This window comes from Streptomyces griseus (assembly GCF_900460065.1).
GTDB classification, from domain to species: Bacteria; Actinomycetota; Actinomycetes; order Streptomycetales; family Streptomycetaceae; genus Streptomyces; species Streptomyces griseus.
Genome location: NZ_UAVD01000037.1, coordinates 111520 through 131546 on the forward strand (window position 1 = coordinate 111520; position 20027 = coordinate 131546).

A 20027-nucleotide genomic window follows, 5' to 3' on the forward strand; every position below is an offset into this window, starting at 1 on the left:
GACAAGCCGGAAGAGGCGACCGTGAGAGAGGTGAACCCATGAGCAAGATCTGCATAGTCGGGAATTCCGTGGCTGCGCCACGCACGCCGGAGGAGTCCCCTCTCGCGGGCTGGGGGCAGTTTCTCGCGGACTTCCTGACGCCGTACCACGAGGTACGCAACTACGCCCGCGACGCGATGACGCTGCGGACCTACTTCACCGACCGGCTGGCCACCCTGCTGAACCTGCTGGCCCCCGGGGACGTGGTCCTCGTGAACCTCGGCGGGGTCGAGCAGCGCATCGACAACCCGCTGCGCTACCACGGTCCCAGGGAGTTCAAGGAGTTCCTCTACCTCTACATCGAAGGGATCAGGGCTGAGGGGGCCTTTCCCGTCCTGGTGACCCCGGCCGCCCGGTGCGCCTTCACGGCCGAGGGCGACGTGGCCGACACCCGGGGGGTGTACCCCGACCTGATGCGTGAGGTGGCCGCCGAGACGGGTACCGCCCTCGTCGATCTCGCGGCTTTCACCCAGAGGTGGCTGCAGGAGCTGGGCCCGCAGCGTGCGCGCCAGTTCTTCCGCTGGCTCGACGCCGGCGAGCACCCCCGGCATCCCGAGGGAATCATCGACTCGTCCCACTTCAACGAGGCGGGAGGGCGGGCCGTGGCCCGGATGGTGGCCATCGCCCTGCACGACTCCCGCGAACTGCCTCCCGGTCTCATCGACGTCAATACTCTGGGCGCGGCGCCGGAGTACCCTCCGGTCCTCACCGAATTCACGGTGGAGAAGCCGGAGTTCGCCCTCTACGCCGACGTGCGCACAGGTGCTGCCCCCGTGGTGGAACGGCCCGCTCCCGCACAGTTGACCGGTGCCATGCAGAAGTTCTCCGGTACGGCCGAGGTGGGGACGAGCTATGTGATGTTCTTCGAGAACGGCGCCTACCTCGGCGGGGCGCGCGTCAACGCCGAAGGCCGCTGGCAGTGGCGGAGAGTCCTGAACTGGCAGGCGGGCGACCACCTCGTCCAGGTGGTCGGCTACAACCAGCAAGGGGTGACCCCCCTTTCCACGGTGGCCTTCACCGTGCGCGACTACGTCGAACCCCCCGTCGTGCTGGGCCCCAAGGAGGGAGCGCTGAGCGGCGCGCGCCCCCGCTTCTCGGGGACCGCTGCCGTGGGCGTCACCAAGGTCATGGTGCTCGAAGGCGGCCGGCTGATCGCCTCCGCCCCGGTCGCCAAGGACGGCACCTGGAAGGTGACCCACCCGCACGACTGGAAGCCCGGCGCCTACACGGTCGAGTTCGTGTCGATCTTCAGCGCCATCCACTCCCGACCGGCCCAGCTCGCCCTGAGGGTGCACGGCGTACCGGAGGGGAACTGGATCAGGCAGTCGGTCAGTGCCAGGGAGGCCTGCTCCGAGGCGTGCGACCACCTTCCCTTCAGCGGGCGGCGGTGACCGAACTCCACCGGTGAGGCCATCGCGGCCCGCTGAGGACGAAGCGGCCCGGCACCCCCCGAGGGGTGCCGGGCCGCTTCGTCCTCCGGCGGACTACGACGCCGGTACGCTCGCCACGCCCTGAGCGAGGAACGGCTTGCCGTTCACCCGCTGGGAGACGCCCTCGCGGTCCAGGTACGGCGTGATGCCGCCCAGGTGGAAGGGCCAGCCCGCGCCGGTGATCAGGCACAGGTCGATGTCCTGGGCCTCGGCGACGACGCCCTCGTCCAGCATCAGGCCGATCTCCTGCGCCACCGCGTCGAGCACGCGGTCGCGGGTCTGCTCCTCGGTCAGGACGGTGTCGCCCTGCTTGAGGAGGGCTGCGACCTCGGGGTCGAGGACCGGGGCGCCGGAGTCGTGGACGTAGAAGCCGCGCTTGCCGGCCTTGACGACCGCCGCGAGGTTCTGCGAAACGGTGAAGCGCTCCGGGAAGGAACGGTTCAGGGTCTCGGAGACGTGCAGGCCGATGGCCGGGCCGACCAGCTCCAGGAGCACCAGCGGGGACATCGGCAGGCCGAGCGGCTCGACGGCCCTCTCCGCGACCTCGACCGGGGTGCCCTCGTCGATGACGTTCTGGATCTCGCCCATGAAGCGGGTGAGGATGCGGTTGACGACGAACGCCGGGGCGTCCTTCACCAGGACCGCGGTCTTCTTCAGCTTGCGGGCCACACCGAACGCCGTGGCCAGCGAGGCGTCGTCCGTCTGCTCGCCGCGGACGATCTCCAGCAGCGGGAGGATCGCGACCGGGTTGAAGAAGTGGAAGCCGACGACCCGCTCGGGGTTCTTCAGCTTCGACGCCATCTCGGTCACCGACAGCGAGGAGGTGTTGGTGGCGAGGATCGCGTGCGCCGGGGCGACCGCCTCGACCTCCGCGAACACCTGCTGCTTGACGCCGATCTCCTCGAAGACGGCCTCGATGATGAAGTCCGCGTCCGCGAAGCCCTCGGCCTTGTCGAGGACACCGGAGACCAGGCCCTTGAGACGGTTGGCCTTGTCCTGGTTGATGCGGCCCTTGCCGAGCAGCTTCTCGATCTCGGCGTGGACGTAGCCCACACCCTTGGTCACGCGCTCCTGGTCGATGTCCGTGAGGACGACCGGGACCTCCAGGCGGCGCAGGAACAGCAGCGCCAGCTGCGAGGCCATCAGACCGGCGCCGACGACGCCGACCTTGGTGACCGGGCGGGCCAGGTTCTTGTCCGGGGCGCCGGCCGGGCGCTTGGCACGCTTCTGGACCAGGTTGAAGGCGTAGATGCCGCTGCGCAGCTCGCCGCCCATGATCAGGTCCGCGAGCGCCTGGTCCTCGGCGTCGAAGCCGGCGGACAGGTCGCCGTCCTTGGCCGCCGCGATGATGTCCAGCGCGCGGTACGCCGCCGGGGCCGCGCCGTGCACCTTGGAGTCCGCGATGGCCCGGCCGCGGGCCACGGCCGCGTCCCAGCCCTCGCCGCGGTCGATCTCGGGCCGCTCGACGGCGAGCTCGCCCCTGAGGACGGCCGCGGTCCAGATCAGCGACTGCTCCAGGAAGTCCGCGCCCTCGAAGATCGCGTCGGCGATCCCGAGCTCGTAGACCTGCTTGCCCTTGAGCTGGCGGTTCTGGTTGAGCGAGTTCTCGATGATCACCGAGACCGCGCGGTCCGCGCCGATCAGGTTCGGCAGGAGCGCGCAGCCGCCCCAGCCGGGGACCAGGCCGAGGAAGACCTCGGGCAGCGAGAACGCCGGGATGGCGGTGGAGACGGTGCGGTAGGAGCAGTGCAGACCGACCTCGACACCGCCGCCCATGGCCGCGCCGTTGTAGTACGCGAAGGTCGGGACCGCGAGACCGGAGAGGCGGCGGAAGACGTCGTGGCCGCCCTTGCCGATGGCCAGCGCGTCCTCGTGGCGGCCGAGCAGCTCGACGCCCTTGAGGTCGGCGCCGACGGCGAAGATGAACGGCTTGCCGGTGATGCCGACGCCAGTGACGGTGCCGTCGGCGGCCTCCTTCTCGACCTGGTCGATCGCGGCGTTCAGGTTCGCCAGCGACTGCGGTCCGAAGGTGGTCGGCTTGGTGTGGTCCAGGCCGTTGTCCAGCGTGATGAGGGCGAAGTTGCCCGCACCGCCCGGCAGGTCCAGGTGGCGTACGTGCGCCTGCGTGACGACCTCGCCGGGGAACAGCTCGGCCGCGCCCCTCAGAAGCTCAGTGGTGGAGCTCACTTGTTGCCTCCGTCAGCGTTGAAGTGCGGGTTCTCCCAGACGACCGTGGCGCCCATGCCGAAGCCGACGCACATCGTCGTCAGGCCGTAGCGGACCTCGGGCTGCTCCTCGAACTGCCGGGCCAGCTGCGTCATGAGCCGGACACCGGAGGAGGCCAGCGGGTGGCCGTACGCGATGGCGCCGCCGTACTGGTTGACGCGGGCGTCGTCGTCCGCGATGCCGTAGTGCTCCAGGAAGGCGAGCACCTGCACGGCGAACGCCTCGTTGATCTCGAAGAGGCCGATGTCCTCGATGGAGAGGCCGGCCTGGGCCAGCGCCTTCTCGGTCGCCGGGATCGGGCCGTAGCCCATGACCTCCGGCTCGACGCCCGCGAAGGCGTACGAGACCAGGCGCATCCTGACCGGGAGGCCCAGCTCGCGGGCGACGTCCTCGGCGGCGAGCAGCGAGGCGGTGGCGCCGTCGTTGAGACCCGCGGCGTTACCGGCCGTGACCCGGCCGTGGGCGCGGAACGGGGTCTTCAGACCGGCCAGCGACTCCATGGTGGTGCCCGGGCGCATCGGCTCGTCGGCGGTGACCAGGCCCCAGCCCGTCTCGCCCGCCTCGGCGTTGGTGCGGCGCACCGAGACCGGTACCAGGTCCTGCTGGATCTTGCCGTTGGCGTACGCCTTGGCGGCCTTCTCCTGCGAACGCACCGCGTACGCGTCGGCACGCTCCTTGGTGATCGTGGGGTAGCGGTCGTGCAGGTTCTCCGCCGTCATGCCCATGAAGAGGGCGGACTCGTCGACCAGCTTCTCCGACACGAACCGCGGGTTCGGGTCGACGCCCTCGCCCATCGGGTGGCGGCCCATGTGCTCGACGCCACCGGCCACGACGACGTCGTACGCGCCGAAGGCGATGGAACCGGCCGTCGAGGTGACGGCGGTCAGCGCGCCCGCGCACATGCGGTCGATCGAGTAGCCGGGGACGGACTGCGGCAGACCGGCCAGGATTCCGGCGGTGCGGCCCAGCGTGAGGCCCTGGTCCCCGATCTGCGTGGTCGCGGCGATGGCGACCTCGTCGATCTTCTTGGGGTCCAGGTCCGGGTTGCGGCGCAGCAGCTCCCGGATGGCCTTCACGACGAGGTCGTCGGCGCGGGTCTCGTGGTAGATGCCCTTGGGGCCCGCTTTGCCGAACGGGGTGCGGACGCCGTCGACGAAGACGACGTCCCGGATGGTACGAGGCACGGTGGCTCTCCTCCAGGGTGCGGGATGGCACTGCTGCGGGGCGCGCCACGGGGGCGTGCCGCCTGCCCTCATGCTACTTGCGGGTAACCAGACTGCCCACCCCTCGCGGCCGGAGCGTCGAAGGTCACACCGCCCTGGTGCCCGGTACAGGCGCCCGTACCCGCCGTACGGTCGAGGAACGGGCTTCGAACCTGGCGCGATTTCGACCATGGGTTCGGTCCCTCGACAGGGTCCGGGGCAGGAAAAACCCCCGGCCGGTGACCGGGGGTGTCCGCTGCGTCACGGAATCAGGAGGCGTCCAGCGCCCGCACCAGGAGCGGGGCGACCTGCTGGATCTGCCAGTTCCGCGCCCCGTAGCCGGCGAGGGTGTCCTCCACGGCGCCCGGGGTCGCGTTCTTCGGCGGCTCCCAGCAGACCCGGCGCACGGTGTCCGGGGTGATCAGGTTCTCCTGGGGCATGTGGAGGCGCTCGGCCAGCTCGGAGACGGCGGTGCGGGCGGCGGAGAGCCGGGCGGCGGCGGCCGGGTCCTTGTCGGCCCAGGAGCGCGGGGGAGGCGGACCGGCCGGCTGCTGACCGGGCTGCGGAAGGGCCGTCTCGGGCAGTGCCCTGGCCCGATCCACGGCCGCCTGCCACTGCTCCAGCTGACGGCGTCCCATGCGGTGGCCGAATCCCGGCAGCGCGGTCAGGGCCGGCACGTCGACCGGCAGCGCGAGCGCGGCCTCGATGATCGCGGCGTCGCCGAGGACCTTGCCCGGGGAGACGTCCCGGCGCTGGGCCACCTGGTCACGGGCGGTCCACAGCTCCCGGACGACGGCCATCTGACGGCGCCGGCGCACCTTGTGCATACCCGACGTGCGGCGCCAGGGGTCCTTGCGGGGCGGCGCGGGCGGCGCGGAGGCGATGGCGTCGAACTCCTCCCGGGCCCACTCCAGCTTGCCCTGCCGCTCCAGTTCCTCCTCCAGCTCGTCGCGCAGGTCGATCAGGAGCTCCACGTCGAGCGCGGCGTAGCGCAGCCAGGGCTCGGGCAGCGGGCGGGTGGACCAGTCGACCGCGGAGTGGCCCTTCTCCAGGGCGTACCCGAGGACGTTCTCCACCATCGCGCCGAGGCCGACGCGCGGGAAGCCCGCGAGCCGTCCGGCCAGTTCGGTGTCGAACAGCGAGGTGGGGGTCATGCCTATGTCCCGCAGGCACGGCAGGTCCTGGGTCGCCGCGTGCAGGATCCACTCCGTGCCGGACAGCGCGGAGCCGAGGCCGGAGAGGTCGGGGCAGCCGACCGGGTCGATCAGGGCGCTCCCCGCGCCCTCGCGGCGCAGCTGGACGAGGTAGGCACGCTGCCCGTAGCGGTATCCCGAGGCGCGCTCGGCGTCGACGGCCACCGGGCCGGTGCCCGCGGCGAAGGCCGCGACCACCTCGGCGAGGGCGTCGTCGGACGTCACCACCGGGGGAATGCCCTCGCGCGGTTCGAGCAAGGGGATCGGCGCCGGGGCGACGTCGTCCGGGGGGGCGCCCCCGGTGGTTCGCAGTGAAGTGTCTGCTGCGGTCTCTTGGGCGTCGGTCACGTGTCAAGGGTATCTGTGTATGCACGGAGCCCGTCGACGGAACGTTCCGTCGACGGGCGGCCATGCGCGTATTCCAGCCGGAGGCGCATCGGTGCACGTCCCGGCGGGGTGCGGTCAGTGGATGATGCCCGTCCGCAGGGCGACCGCGACCATTCCGGCACGGTCTCCGGTGCCGAGCTTGCGGGCGATGCGGGCGAGGTGCGACTTGACGGTCAGGGCGGAGAGGCCCATCGAGACGCCGATGGCCTTGTTGGACTGGCCTTCGGCGACCAGGCGGAGCACCTCCACTTCGCGTCCGGACAGTTCGCGGTAGCCGCCCGGGTGGCTCGGGGAACCGGGGGGCCTGCGGTGCATACGGGCCGCGTTGGCGCCGATGGGGGCGACGCCGGGGCGGGTGGGGTGGCCGATGTTGGTTCGGGTGCCGGTGACGACGTAGCCCTTCACGCCGCCCGCGAGGGCGTTGCGAACGGCGCCGATGTCGTCGGCGGCGGAGAGGGCGAGACCGTTGGGCCAGCCGGCGGCGCGGGTCTCGGACAGCAGGGTCAGCCCGGAACCGTCGGGCAGGTGGACGTCGGCAATGCAGATGTCGCGCGGGTTGCCGACGCGGGGGCGTGCCTCCGCGATGGACGACGCTTCGATGACGTCACGTACTCCGAGGGCCCACAGATGGCGGGTGACGGTGGAACGGACGCGCGGGTCGGCCACGACGACCATGGCCGTCGGCTTGTTCGGGCGGTAGGCGACCAGGCTTGCGGGCTGCTCAAGGAGAACGGACACCAGGCCTCCTGGGGGAGTGGCGGGACGGGCCGGCTCGGGGGGTGAAGCCGGGGGCGAACCGTGCTTGAAGGGTCATTGACCTCTTCGGCAGCGGACCCGTCCTCCTTTAGGGGAAGATCGCGATTTGGTGAGTAACAATTCGGGCAAATAGGACGCGCGATCGATTGTACGAAAAGAGCGTCGGTACGTGTGCGAAACGGGTGACGGAGTGTTACGAAACCTGGGGCCCGCGCCGTTGCGGCAGCGTCACCACCGCCGCGTCCGCCGGATCCGACGGCGGCAGACCCGCGATCTGGCACAGCAGATCGCCCCAGGCCATCAGGTGCGACGCCGTGTCCGGCACACCCCCGCGCGACTCCCTCGGCGTCCATGAGGCCCGGATCTCGATCTGCGTCGCCGGACGGCGCGTGGACAGCGCGCCGAAGTAGTGCGATCCGGCGCGCGTCACCGTCCCCCCGGCCTCTCCGTACGAGAGGCCCCGCGCGTCCAGCGCGCCGGTCAGCCAGGACCAGCACACCTCCGGGAGCAGCGGGTCCGCCGCCATCTCCGGCTCCAGCTCCGCCCGGACCAGGGTCACCAGCCGGAACGCGCCCTGCCAGGCGTCGTGCCCCGACGGATCGTGCAGCAGGACCAGCCTGCCGTCCGCGAGATCGTCCTCACCGTCCACCACCGCCGCCTCCATGGCGTACGCGTGCGGAGCGAGCCGCTGGGGCGGCCGGGTCACCTCCACCTCCAGCTCCGGGCGGAGTCGGGCCGAGCGCAGCGCGTCGACCGCCGCCAGGAACGCGGGCGGCACGGAAGGGCCCTCCGCGCGGTCCTCGCTGTCAACGCCGTCGGAATGATCGGAAAATTGTCCCTGAGCCGGAGCCATGCGGGGAAGAGTAGGCGGAAGCCGGGCCCCGCGCAGGGAGAGACACCCGTGCGGGGCCGGGCTCCTTCGGCGCGCGTGCGAAGATTCTGTGCGTGAGTGCCAACGACAGCCCTTCGGGCCAGCAGACGACGACCTCCGCCAGCCTCGACGCGGTCCGCCACGCCACCCACGACTCGGCGTTCCTCCGGGCCTGCCGCCGCGAACCCGTCCCCCACACGCCGGTCTGGTTCATGCGCCAGGCGGGGCGCTCGCTGCCCGAGTACCTCAAGGTCCGCGAGGGCATCGCGATGCTCGACTCCTGCATGATGCCGGAGCTGGTCGCCGAGATCACCCTCCAGCCCGTACGCCGCCACAAGGTCGACGCCGCGATCTACTTCAGCGACATCGTCGTCCCCTTGAAGGCCATCGGCATCGACCTCGACATCAAGCCCGGCGTCGGCCCCGTCATCGCCGAGCCGATCCGCACCCGCGCCGACCTCGCCCGGCTGCGCGATCTCACCCCCGAGGACGTCCCGTACGTCACCGAGGCCATCGGGATGCTCACCGCGGAGCTGGGCGCCACCCCGCTCATCGGCTTCGCCGGGGCCCCCTTCACGCTGGCCAGCTACCTCGTCGAGGGCGGCCCCTCGCGCAACCACGAGCGCACCAAGGCCATGATGTACGGCGACCCGCAGCTCTGGGCCGACCTCGTCGACCGGCTCGCCGAGATCACCGGCGCCTTCCTCAAGGTGCAGATCGAGGCCGGAGCCTCCGCCGTCCAGCTGTTCGACTCCTGGGTCGGGGCACTGGCCCCCGCCGACTACCGCCGCGCCGTCCTGCCCGCCTCCGCGAAGGTCTTCGACGCCGTCGCCCCCTACGGCGTCCCCCGCATCCACTTCGGCGTCGGCACCGGCGAGCTGCTCGGCCTGATGGGCGAGGCCGGCGCGGACGTCGTCGGCGTCGACTGGCGCGTCCCGCTGAACGAGGCCGCCCGCCGCGTCGGCCCCGGCAAGGCGCTCCAGGGCAACCTCGACCCGGCGGTGCTGTTCGCCCCGACCCCGGCCGTCGAGGAGAAGACCCGCGAGGTGCTGGACGCCGCTGCGGGACTGGAGGGCCACATCTTCAACCTGGGCCACGGCGTCATGCCGAACATGGACCCCGACGCGCTCACCCGCCTCGTGGGGTACGTCCACGAGCAGACCGCGCGCTGAACCGCACGGCGCCCGGGGCCGGCCGGCCCCGGGCGCCGTCCTCAGCCCCCCGCGCCCCGCACCGCCGCCACCGCCTTGCGGGCGGCGACCAGCACCGGGTCCCAGACCGGTGAGAACGGCGGGGCGTACCCCAGGTCGAGCGCCGTCATCTGCTCGACCGTCATTCCGGCCGTCAGCGCGACAGCCGCCACGTCCACCCGCTTCGCCGCTCCGTCCCGGCCGACGATCTGGACCCCGAGCAGCCGGCCCGTGCGCAGTTCCGCGATCATCTTCACCGTCATCGGCTTCGCGCCCGGGTAGTAGCCCGCCCGCCCCGTCGACTCGACGGTCGCCGTGACATAGCGCAGCCCGACCGCGCGGGCGTCCTTCTCCCGCAGCCCGGTCCGGGCGATCTCCAGGTCGCAGACCTTGCTCACGGCCGTACCGACCACGCCCGGGAACGTGCCGTAGCCGCCCCCGACGTTGGAACCGATCACCTGGCCGTGCTTGTTGGCATGGGTGCCCAGGGCGATGTGCCGGGTGCGGCCCGCCACCAGGTCCTGGACCTCCACGCAGTCGCCGCCCGCCCAGATGTCCTCGTGGCCCACCACCCGCATCGCCAGGTCCGTGAGCAGCCCGCCGTGCGGGCCCACCGGCAGCCCCGCCTCACGCGCGAGCGCCGTCTCCGGCTCCACGCCGATGCCGAGGACCACCACGTCCGCCGGATACGTCCCCGCGTCCGTGGCCACCTCGCTCACCCGCCCGTCCGGACCGGTCAGGATCTTGGTGACGGCCGCCCCGTTGACCGTGGTGATGCCCAGCCCGTCCATCGCCTCGTGGACGAGCCGCCCCATGTCCGGATCGAGCGTCGCCATCGGCTGCTCGCCCCGGTTGAGGACGGTCACCTCGAAGCCCCGCGTGAGCATCGCCTCGGCCATCTCGACGCCGATGTACCCCGCGCCCACCACGACCGCCCGGCGGTTCTCCTTCGCGCCCAGGCCGTCCAGCGAGTCCAGGAGCGCCTGCCCGTCGTCCAGGGTCTGCACCCCGTGCACCCCGGCCGCGTCCATGCCGGGCAGGGCCGGGCGCACCGGACGGGCCCCGGTGGCGATCACCAGCTTGTCGTAGCCCGTCCAGTACGTCTCCCCGCTCTCCCGGTCCAGGGCCTTCACCCGCCGCCCCGGCACGTCGAGTTCCGTCACCTCGGTCCGCATCCGCAGATCGATGTCCCGCTCCCGGTGTTCCTCGGGGGTGCGGGCGATCAGGTCGTCGCGCGCCTCGACGTCGCCGCTCACCCAGTACGGGATGCCGCAGGCGGAGTACGAGGTGAAGTGCCCGCGCTCGAAGGCGACGATCTCCAGCGCATCCGGTCCCTTCAGCCTGCGGGCCTGTGACGCGGCGGACATGCCCGCCGCGTCACCGCCGATGACCACCAGTCGCTCCGCTGCCATGCCGGGTCCCTTCCGCCGGTTCGCCGCATCGGCGAGTCCAGGCCCCACGCTACGACGCCGCAGCGGATCAGTGGGCCGAGGCCCCGTCCTTCCCGGTCGCGGGCGCCGTGACCGCCGGAACGGTCCCGCGGGCCGCCCGCCGGGCGCGCAGCACCCGCCGGACCAGCAGCGCCAGCAGGGCGGCGGTGAGCAGGAACGGGAACGCGGCCCCGAACGCCACCGCGATCCACCGCAGCATCGTCACGAACGCGTCCCAGCCGCCGCCCAGCGCGTCCAGGAACCCGGGGTCCTCCTCCCGCCCGTCGGCGTCCGGTGCGTCCGGCGGCGTCAGGTCCACAGTGATCGTCGCCAGCGAGGTGCGGTCCTTCAGACTCGACTGCTGGGCGAGCAGCGACTCCAGGTCGGACTGACGGCTGCTCAGCTCGCCCTCCAGGGCGACCACGTCACTGATCTTCTCCGCCCGGTCCATCAGCTCCCGTACCCGGGCCACGCTCGCGCGCTGCGTGGCTGTCCGGCTTTCCACGTCGACCACCTGGTCGGTGACGTCCTTCGCGTTCGAGGTGCGCGACAGCAGCTTCCCGGAACCGGCCAGCTCCCGCAGCACCTCCTGGAAGCGGTCCTGCGGCACCCGCAGCACCAGGTGCGACGTCTCGTAGGTGTCGTCGAGCCGCTCGGTGTTCTCCGTCGCCACCAGGCCGCCCGCGCCCTCCGCGACGGCGCGCGCGGCGGCCACCGCCTTCGGCACGCTCCTCACCTCGACGGAGAGCGCGGCGGTACGGATGACGTGGGTGGCCGCCGTCCCCGGCTTCGGCGCCGCCTTCGACCCGGACGGCTTCCCGTCCGCCCGCTCCCGGGCCGACGACGCGGCCCCGCCCTCGTCCGCGCCGGCCCCGTCCGGACCGTCCGCGAACCCCTCGCGCGGCGCGGCCTTCCCGTCCGCCGCCTTCTCGTTGCCGCCCGACACATCGCTGGACGCCCCGCAGCCCCCGACGGCGAGCACCAGGCCGAGCACCCCGGCCACGAGCACGGCCCGCCCACGGGCCGAGGATCGATCGGTTCCGCTGTTCCGTTCCATAACTGGTCCCCCCAGGAAGGTGGTTGATCGTGCCGGTTCGACGCGGCCGCTCCACGGCCGGTTGCCGGCGGCTGGTTTCGAAGTGGTCACGGTCGGGACGCGGAGCGGGTTTGAGAGAGTGGACCCATGCAGCGTTCTCAACAGTGTGCGGAAACGCCCCCGGGCCACGTCGTCGTCATCGGCGGCGGCATCGCCGGCCTGGCGGCCGCCCACCACCTGGTCGCCGCCGGACTGCGGGTCACCCTCCTGGAGGCGACGGACCGGGTCGGCGGGAAGCTCATGACCGGCGAGATCGCGGGCGTCCAGGTCGACCTGGGGGCCGAGTCGATGCTCGCCCGGCGCCCCGAGGCGGTCGCCCTGGCCGAGGCGGTGGGCCTCGGCGACCGGCTCCAGCCGCCCGCCACCGCCACGGCCTCGCTCTGGACGCGCGACGCGCTGCGCCCGATGCCCAAGGGCCACGTCATGGGCGTCCCCGGCGATCCTGCGGTCCTCGGCGAGGTGCTGTCCCCCGAGGGGCTGGCCCGGATCGCCGAGGAGCGTGACCTCACCCCCACCCCCGTCGGCGACGACGTCGCGGTCGGCGCGTACGTCGCCGACCGGCTCGGCCGCGAGGTCGTGGACCGGCTGGTGGAGCCCCTCCTCGGCGGGGTCTACGCCGGTGACGCCTACCGGATCTCGATGCGCGCCGCCGTCCCCCAGCTGTTCGAGGCGGTGAAGGAGGGCGGGCCGCTGCTGGAGGGCGTCCGCCGCATCCAGGAGCGGGCCGCCGCGAGGCAGCTGACCGGCCCCGTCTTCCAGGGCCTCGCGGGCGGCATCGGCACCCTCCCGGCCGCCGTCGCCGACGCCGTACGGGCCGGCGGCGGCGAGATCCGCACCGAGACCCCCGTCCTCGGGCTGACCCGTACGGAGTCGGGCTGGGCCGTTCGCACCGACGCCCGGACGATCGCCGCCGACGGCATCGTCCTGGCCACCCCCGCCTGGTCCGCGGGCACCCTGCTGGCGGCCGAGTCCCCGGCCGCCTCCGCCGAGCTGTCCGGCGTCGAGTACGCCTCGATGGCCCTGGTCACCCTGGCCTTCCGGCGGGCCGACATCGAGCACCACGAGGCCCTGCGCGGCCGCTCCGGCTTCCTCGTGCCGCCGGTCGACGGGCACACGATCAAGGCGTCCACGTTCTCCAGCAACAAGTGGCAGTGGGTCGCGGACGCCGCCCCCGACCTCTTCGTGCTCCGTACCTCCGTCGGCCGCTACGGCGAGGAGGACCACCTGCACCGCGAGGACGAGGAGCTCGTCGCCGTCTCCCTGCGCGACCTCGCCGCCGCCACCGGCCTCACCGCCCGGCCCGTCGACACCGAGGTCACCCGCTGGATCGGCGGCCTGCCGCAGTACCCGGTGGGCCACCTCGCCCGCGTCGCCCGCATCCGCGACGAGGTCGCCAAGCTCCCCGCCCTGCGGGTCTGCGGCGCGGTCTACGACGGCGTCGGGATCCCCGCCTGCGTCGCGAGCGCGCACCGGGCGGCCGACGAGATCGCGCGGGAGATCACGGGAGAGATCATCACCACGTCGACCCTGGTGCGGGGCACCGGGAGCGAGGCGGGACAATAGCCGTATGAGTGCTCCTGAGACTGTGACATCAAGCAAGAGTCCGAACGCCGGCAAGAAGGCCAAGGACCTCAACGAGGTCATCCGCTACACCCTGTGGTCGGTCTTCAAACTGCGCGACGTGCTCCCGCTGGACCGCGCGGGATACGCCGAGGAGGTCCAGGAGCTGTTCGACCGGCTCGCGGCCGAGGACGTCACCGTCCGGGGCACCTACGACCTGTCCGGACTGCGGGCCGACGCGGACATCATGATCTGGTGGCACGCCGAGACCGCGGACCAGCTCCAGGACGCGTACAACCTCTTCCGGCGCACCAAGCTCGGCCGTGCGCTCGACCCGGTCTGGTCGAACATGGCGCTGCACCGCCCCGCCGAGTTCAACAAGTCGCACATCCCGGCGTTCCTCGCCGACGAGACGCCGCGCGACTACATCAGCGTCTACCCCTTCGTCCGGTCCTACGACTGGTACCTGCTGCCCGACGAGGACCGCCGCCGCATGCTCGCGGACCACGGCAAGATGGCCCGGGGCTACCCCGACGTCCGCGCCAACACCGTCGCCTCGTTCTCGCTCGGCGACTACGAGTGGATCCTCGCCTTCGAGGCGGACGAGCTGTACCGCATCGTCGACCTGATGCGTCACCTGCGCGCCTCCGAGGCACGGCTCCACGTGCGCGAGGAGGTCCCGTTCTACACGGGCCGCAGGAAGAGCGTCGCAGACCTGGTGGCCGGGCTCGCATAACCAGCGAGTCCCGCACCACCCCAACCCGGAAGATCAGAAGGGCGGACACGAGGCACCTGCCGTGCCGTCCGCTCCTCCAGCGACACCGGGTTCGGCTTCGGGGGCCGTCGCACCGTGATGGTGCGGCGGCCCCCGCTCCGTACGCGGCGAGCGTCAGTCCAGCGACACCGGGTTCGGCTCCGGGTGCGCGGCGCAGTCCGCGCCCCGCCCCGGCACCTCACCGGTCAGCAGATAACGGCGCAGGTGATCGTCCACGCAGGCGTTGCCCGCACCGCCGATGCCGTGCGTCCCGGCGTCCCGTTCGGTCACCAGCGAAGTACCGGGCAGCCGCCTCCGCAGCTCCAGCGCCCCCTGGTACGGGGTAGCCGCGTCCCGCTCCGCCGCCAGGATCAGCACCGGCGGCAGCTCGCCCCACCGCGTCCCGACCTCCAGCGGCCGCTGCCGGGGAGCCGGCCAGAAGGCGCACGGCAGGTTCGAGAAGGCGTTGTCCCAGGTCTCGAACGGCGCGACGCGTGCCAGTTCCGTGTGGTCGCGGTCCCACACCTCGAAGTCCTCGGGCCAGGGCGCGTCGTTGCACTCGACGGCCGTGTACACCGCCTGGGCGTTCTCGTTGTCCTTCGCCGCCACCGCGCGCGGCGACGCCTGCGCGACCAGCGGCTCCGGATTGCCCCGGACGTACTCCGACAGCGCCGTCGCCCGCATCGCCCAGTAGTCGTCGTAGTAACCGGCCCCCAGGAACGCCGAGTGCAGCTGCCCCGGCCCGACCTTCCCGCCCGCCGGCTTCGCCGCCAGCTCGGCGCGCACCCGGTCGTAGTGCTGCTGCACCGACGCGGGCGTGTCCCCCAGGTGGTAGACGTCGTCGTGCTTGGCCACCCAGCGGCGGAAGTCCTCCCACCGCGCCTCGAAGGCCAGCGACTGGCCCATGTTGGAGCGGTACCAGATCTGCTCGGGATCCGGGTCGACCACCGAGTCGAAGACCATGCGCCGTACGTGGGAGGGGAACAGCGTCGCGTACAGCGCGCCGAAGTACGTCCCGTAGGACGCCCCCATGAACGTCAGCCGTTCCTCGCCGAGCGCGGCCCGCAGGACATCCAGGTCGCGGGCGTTGTTCAGCGAGGTGTAGTGCCGCAGCGTCTCGCCCGCGTGGTCCGCGCAGCCCCGCGCGTACGCCTTCGCACGGGCGACGCGCCGCTCCTTGTACTCCGGTGTCGGGTGGGTCGGGGCGTCGGTCGGGCCCTTCGTGTACGCCGCCGGGTCCTGGCAGGTCAGCGGGGCGGAGGAGCCGTTCACCCCGCGCGGGGCGTAGCCGACCAGGTCGTACGCCCCGGCGATCTCCTTCCACTCCGGCAGCTCCCCGGCCATCGGGAAGGTGATGCTGGAGGCGCCGGGGCCGCCCGGGTTGTAGACGAACGCGCCCTGCCGCTCCTGCGCCGGACCGGTGGCGGGCGTCCGGCTGACGGTCAGTTCGAGCTGCCGCCCGTCCGGCTCCGCGTAGTCGAGGGGCACCTTCACCGTGCCGCACTTCAGGGAGTCCGGGAGCATCTCCCCCTCGGGGCAGGCGGTGAAGTCGATCCCGGCGGCGGTGGCCCGGGCGGCGGCGATCGCGGTGCCCCGGGCCTCGGCGGAACCAGGGCGTTCCCAGGCCCCCGCCGGAGCGGCGGCGAGGGCGGACAGGACCAGGGAGCCGATCGATGTGTAGAGCGCAGCAGTTCTCACGCGCGTGCCTCTCTGCGGATGCGGAGAGGAAGGGTCGGGCGGTCAGGCGGACAGGTCCAGCACCGCCCCGGAATGTCGGCCGAATCCACCCTGATGGGCGGTCAGTACCGGTACATGAGCGCCTTGTTCGGGCCCGGAGTCGGCTTCACGACCCGCCCCCGCCGCAGCCGCCGCCCCCGCCCCCACAGCTGGAGCCGCTGGAGCCACCGCAACTGGAGCCACCGCCGCAGCTCGACCCGCCGCCGCCTCCGCAGCCGGACCCCGAGGAGCACCCCGAGCCGCCCCCGGTCGACCCGCCGCAACTGGAGCCGCCCGGACCGGACGCGGCGCACCAGACCGTCGCCACGCCGACGGCGGTGGCACCCGTCGCCGTGGCTCCGCCGACGCCCCCGGAGGGCCGCCGACGCGGAGCGCTCAGCCGAGCCGCTGCCATCAGCTGGTCCCGGAACACCGGGTCCAGCAGGGTGCTGGGCCCCATCGTGGCGACCAGATGGGCGGGCGTCGAGATGTGGGTGTGCGCGGTGCGGAACGCCAGGACGGCGTCGCGGCCCGGTTGCGTGATGCGGCTCGCGGAGGAGCCCGCGACGATCAGCCCGGTGAGCCCGCCGATCAGGATCGCGGGCAGCATCTTCACGAGGAACGGGACGGCGAAGGGCGCCGAGTCGTCCATGGCGTACTGCACGAACGTGAGCACCAGGCTCAACGGCAGCGCGACGAGGCACGCCACCCCTTGGAGCACCGCCCAACGCCGCAGCGGCCGGAGCCGGTGGGGCGCCACCAGCAGCCCGCGCGCCGCGAGCCCGTCGCCGACCTCCTGGACCGCCGGGTGCCGCATCACCGCTTCCCGCAGGACGTGCAGGGCGCCGTTCGGGGCGGCGGCCAGCTCCTGGAACACCGCGCGTTCCACCGGGTCGTTCGCCTGTGACCGCTGTACGGCGACGATGCCGGGCCCACCGACGGCCAGCCGGCCGTCCGCGTGCAGGGCGGTCAGCGCGGTGTCCGCGACCCTGGCCGGACCGCCGTTCAGGAAGGCGACCTCGTACAGGTCGTGGAGGGTGGCGTCGGGACTCGCGGGGGGACGGCGGGACCGTTCGGCCCCCGACCTGACGACGAGCAGCACGGTGGAGACGGCGACCCCGAGGGTCGCCAGCACAGCGAGCGTGTTCATGGCGGTCACCTCCCCACGAGGACGGCACGGGCCGCCCGGATCAGCCGGGTGCCACGGCGCGGCGGGCGGGCGCCCGCCCGGTCCTGCCACCAGTACGTCAGCCGGCGTCGGGCCGCCGGGTCGGCGGGGCCGCCGGCGATGAGCACGTGCTCGGCGAAGTCCAGGGCGTCGCGCCGGTAGCCGCCGGACATCGGACGGCCGTCGGCGTACGCCAGGAAGGCCGCGCGGTAGCCGTCGCCGAGGATCTCCGGCAGCTCGGGGGCCACCTTGGCGACGACGTCCGCGCGCTTGGCGGCCAGCGCCCGGCTCTGCACCCGCAGCCGCCGGTGGTCGAAGCCCTCGGGCGCGGGCGTTCCGGCGACCAGGGCGGAGAGCAGCGCGGCCTGCGCGACGGCGGTACGGTCACGGGCCCCGGCCGGCGCGGGGGCGACGGGCGGACGGTCCCCGCCCCGCACCGCGCGGCCCGGACCCTCACCCGAAGCCGAAGCCGAAGCCGAAGCCGAAGCCGAAGCCGAAGCCGAAGCCGAAGCCGAAGCCGAGCCCACGCCCGGAGCCGCGCCCGGGCCCCGGGTCGGAGGCGCCGCCCGCCGCAGCGTCGCCCGGATCGCGTCCAGTTCGCCCGCCAGCTCCCCGGCGGGCGGGAAGGCGTCGTCGCGCTCCAGCAGTACGCCCGGCGGGTCGACCCGGGAACGCAGCTCGGCCAGCACATCGAGGACCGGGGCGGTCACCGGGTGGGCGTGCGTGTCGTGCCAGACGCCGTTCTTCTCGACCCCGCCCGCCACATGGACGTACGCGATGGCCTCCACCGGCAGCTCGTCCAGCGCCTTCGCCGGGTCCTGGCCGAGGTTGACGTGGTTGGTGTGCAGGTTGGCCACGTCGATCAGCAGCCGTACCCCGGTCCGCTCGACCAGCTCCGCCAGGAACTGGCCCTCGGTCAGCTCCTCGCCCGGCCAGGTGATCAGCGCCGCGATGTTCTCCAGGGCGAGCGGCACCGGCAGCGATTCCTGCGCGATCCGCACGTTCTCGCACAGCACGTCCAGGGCGTCCCGGGTGCGCGGGACCGGCAGCAGGTGCCCGGCCTCCAGCCTCGGCGACGCGGTCAGCGGCCCCCCGGCCCGTACGAACGCGATGTGCTCGGTCACCAGCGGCGTCCCCAGCAGCTCGGCGCGCGCCGCGAGGGAGGCCAGGCGCACCGGGTCCGGGCGGTCGGCGCCGCCGAGCCCGAGCGCGACCCCGTGCGGTACGACCCGCACGCCCCGTTCCCGGAGCCGTACGAGGGAGTCCGGGAGATGGTCGGCGCAGAGGTTCTCCGCGACCGCCTCGACCCAGTCGATCCCCGCCAGCGCCTCCACCTCGTCCGCGATCTCCGGCCGCCAGCCGATGCCGATGCCCAGTTCCATGGTGCTTCCCCCGTCCCCCCTGCTCACCTCGTTCTGTACAGGGGTCATGGCCCCGTCAGGCGGCGATGAACCCGACCAAGGAGACGTTCAGAGCTGGATTTGAGGTTCCCGCACCGGGGCCTCGTCAGCGGCGCAGGGCCGGATGGTCGGCGATCACCGTGCAGGACCCCGGTGCGATCTCGGTGAACCCCGCGTCGCGCACCACCGGCAGCCCGCTCACCGTCAGCTCCCGCCAGCGCTCCGCGCCGGGGGTGGCGACGGAGAGCGGGAAACCCGCCTCGCGCCAGGCCTTGCGCTCGGTGTCGGACAGCTCCCACCAGGCCAGCTGCGCCCCGTGTCCCACCTGGGCCATCGTCTTGCCCGCCGACATGCCCAGCTCCGGGTTGAGCCAGAGCACCGGCTCGGAGAGGTCGGGCGCGGCGGGCGGCCCGGGGTCGTCCAGATCCGTGCCCGACACCTGGAGCTTGGCCAGCTCCTTGGGCCAGCCGTCCAGCGGGATCGGCGGGAACACCCGCACCTCCGCGCCGTCCTCGCCCGTCACCGTGATGCCGTCCAACGCCGCGGCCTTGCGCCACTCCGCGCCCCGCGCCCGGCGCACGACCTTGCGGATCCGGGCGTCCTGCCAGTCCCGCATCGCCCCGGCCCACGCGCCGTCCCCGTGGGACCGCTCGTCGGAGAGGATCGTCAGCACCGCGCGGGCCGCGGCCCGCAGCGCGTCGGTGCGGGCGGGCGGGTCCGTCTTCTCCAGGTGGAGGACCAGCGGCAGCACGAACTGCCGCGCCTGGTCGCGGTCGGTCGGGCCGTCGTGGAACGGGCTCTCGGGGGCGGGAGTGTCGTCGCTGGTCACCGTCCCAGTCTGCCAGGCCGGGCCCGTCACCTGCTTGGCGGAACGACGGGGTCCGGGTGAGGATGCTCCGCATGAAGAGCGATCTCTTTTCCAGCGAGCACATGGCCCAGCCGGCCACCGCCCCCGGCATGACCCTGCAGAACAGCAAATCGATCAAGTACGCGGTCAACGGGGAGATGCACGCCCGGCAGGGCTCGATGATCGCTTTCCGCGGCAACCTCCAGTTCGAGCGCAAGGGGCAGGGCCTCGGCGGCATGCTCAAGCGCGCGGTCACCGGCGAGGGGCTCGCCCTCATGGCGGTCCGGGGCCAGGGCGAGGCGTGGTTCGCGCACGAGGCGGCGAACTGCTTCATCGTCGAGCTGGACCAGGGCGACTCCATCACCATCAACGGCCGCAACGTCCTCTGTTTCGACCCCACGCTCTCCTACGAGATCAAGACGGTGAAGGGCGCCGGCATGGTCGGCGGCGGCCTCTTCAACAGCGTGTTCACGGGCTACGGCAAGCTCGGCCTGATGTGTGAGGGCACCCCGATCGTGATCCCCGTGACCGGCGCCCAGCCGGTGTACGTGGACACGGACGCGGTCGTCGGCTGGAGCCAGCAGCTGACGACCAGCCTGAACCGCTCGCAGAGCGTCGGCTCGATGGTGCGCGGCGGATCCGGCGAGGCCGTCCAGCTGATGCTCCAGGGTGAGGGCTTCGTCATCGTGCGGCCCAGCGAGGCCAGGCCGGAGAAGACCTCCAACTGACGGTGGAACGCGCGGGCGTGGGCCACCGGCACGG

16 protein-coding genes are annotated in these 20027 nt (G+C 72.7%); 5 read left to right on the forward strand and 11 right to left on the reverse strand.

The window, feature by feature from the left end:
• Positions 1-38: 38 nt before the first annotated feature.
• Positions 39-1430: a hypothetical protein gene (locus DTB53_RS26940; RefSeq protein ID WP_012378564.1), complete on the forward strand. Its 1392-nt coding sequence runs from the start codon at positions 39-41 to the stop codon at positions 1428-1430.
• Positions 1431-1523: 93 nt separating this feature from the next.
• On the opposite strand, the gene DTB53_RS26945 is transcribed toward DTB53_RS26940, so the two are convergent.
• The 5 genes from DTB53_RS26945 to DTB53_RS26965 form a co-directional block, all read right to left on the reverse strand.
• Positions 1524-3656 (reverse strand): 3-hydroxyacyl-CoA dehydrogenase NAD-binding domain-containing protein, encoded by a 2133-nt coding sequence (locus tag DTB53_RS26945; RefSeq protein WP_012378563.1) that lies wholly within the window; start codon positions 3654-3656, stop codon positions 1524-1526.
• A complete protein-coding gene (locus tag DTB53_RS26950) occupies positions 3653-4879 on the reverse strand; it encodes a thiolase family protein (protein WP_012378562.1) in 1227 nt (408 codons plus the stop codon). The genes DTB53_RS26945 and DTB53_RS26950 overlap by 4 nt, the downstream gene beginning before the upstream one ends.
• Before the next feature lie 287 nt (positions 4880-5166).
• Positions 5167-6438 carry an HRDC domain-containing protein gene (locus DTB53_RS26955; RefSeq protein ID WP_012378561.1) on the reverse strand — a complete coding sequence of 424 codons (1272 nt, stop codon included), beginning with the start codon at positions 6436-6438 and terminating at the stop codon, positions 5167-5169.
• A 114-nt stretch (positions 6439-6552) separates the two neighbouring features.
• Positions 6553-7215 carry a response regulator transcription factor gene (locus DTB53_RS26960; RefSeq protein WP_003965521.1) on the reverse strand — a complete coding sequence of 221 codons (663 nt, stop codon included), beginning with the start codon at positions 7213-7215 and terminating at the stop codon, positions 6553-6555.
• A 211-nt stretch (positions 7216-7426) separates the two neighbouring features.
• Positions 7427-8086, reverse strand: a complete 660-nt coding sequence (locus DTB53_RS26965; RefSeq protein ID WP_003965520.1) for a DUF3000 domain-containing protein — start codon at positions 8084-8086, stop codon at positions 7427-7429.
• A 92-nt stretch (positions 8087-8178) separates the two neighbouring features.
• On the opposite strand from DTB53_RS26965, the gene hemE reads away from it, so the two are divergent.
• Complete coding sequence (gene hemE / locus DTB53_RS26970; protein ID WP_003965519.1) at positions 8179-9276, forward strand: uroporphyrinogen decarboxylase; 1098 nt, start codon at positions 8179-8181, stop codon at positions 9274-9276.
• Positions 9277-9317: 41 nt separating this feature from the next.
• Here hemE and DTB53_RS26975 read toward each other — a convergent pair whose 3' ends face one another.
• Positions 9318-10706 (reverse strand): FAD-dependent oxidoreductase, encoded by a 1389-nt coding sequence (locus tag DTB53_RS26975; RefSeq protein WP_012378560.1) that lies wholly within the window; start codon positions 10704-10706, stop codon positions 9318-9320.
• 67 nt (positions 10707-10773) lie between these two features.
• Positions 10774-11781 carry a DUF4349 domain-containing protein gene (locus tag DTB53_RS26980; protein ID WP_012378559.1) on the reverse strand — a complete coding sequence of 336 codons (1008 nt, stop codon included), beginning with the start codon at positions 11779-11781 and terminating at the stop codon, positions 10774-10776.
• Positions 11782-11907: 126 nt separating this feature from the next.
• Here DTB53_RS26980 and hemG point away from each other — a divergent pair, with 126 nt between their 5' ends.
• Positions 11908-13383 carry a protoporphyrinogen oxidase gene (gene hemG, locus DTB53_RS26985; RefSeq protein ID WP_012378558.1) on the forward strand — a complete coding sequence of 492 codons (1476 nt, stop codon included), beginning with the start codon at positions 11908-11910 and terminating at the stop codon, positions 13381-13383.
• Positions 13384-13387: 4 nt separating this feature from the next.
• Entirely contained in the window at positions 13388-14116 is a 729-nt protein-coding gene (hemQ, locus tag DTB53_RS26990; RefSeq protein WP_012378557.1) for a hydrogen peroxide-dependent heme synthase, read from the forward strand.
• Between the two features lie 153 nt (positions 14117-14269).
• On the opposite strand, the gene DTB53_RS26995 is transcribed toward hemQ, so the two are convergent.
• From DTB53_RS26995 to DTB53_RS27010, 4 genes are all read right to left on the reverse strand, one after another.
• Positions 14270-15832 carry an alpha/beta hydrolase gene (locus DTB53_RS26995; protein ID WP_012378556.1) on the reverse strand — a complete coding sequence of 521 codons (1563 nt, stop codon included), beginning with the start codon at positions 15830-15832 and terminating at the stop codon, positions 14270-14272.
• Positions 15833-15977: 145 nt separating this feature from the next.
• A complete protein-coding gene (locus tag DTB53_RS27000) occupies positions 15978-17000 on the reverse strand; it encodes a TIGR04222 domain-containing membrane protein (protein ID WP_012378555.1) in 1023 nt (340 codons plus the stop codon).
• Between the two features lie 5 nt (positions 17001-17005).
• Positions 17006-18400: an MbnB/TglH/ChrH family RiPP precursor modification enzyme gene (locus tag DTB53_RS27005; protein WP_042495835.1), complete on the reverse strand. Its 1395-nt coding sequence runs from the start codon at positions 18398-18400 to the stop codon at positions 17006-17008.
• A 124-nt stretch (positions 18401-18524) separates the two neighbouring features.
• Entirely contained in the window at positions 18525-19247 is a 723-nt protein-coding gene (locus DTB53_RS27010) for a peptidyl-tRNA hydrolase (RefSeq protein ID WP_042495833.1), read from the reverse strand.
• 71 nt (positions 19248-19318) lie between these two features.
• Here DTB53_RS27010 and DTB53_RS27015 point away from each other — a divergent pair, with 71 nt between their 5' ends.
• Positions 19319-19993: an AIM24 family protein gene (locus DTB53_RS27015; RefSeq protein WP_012378552.1), complete on the forward strand. Its 675-nt coding sequence runs from the start codon at positions 19319-19321 to the stop codon at positions 19991-19993.
• Positions 19994-20027: the final 34 nt, after the last annotated feature.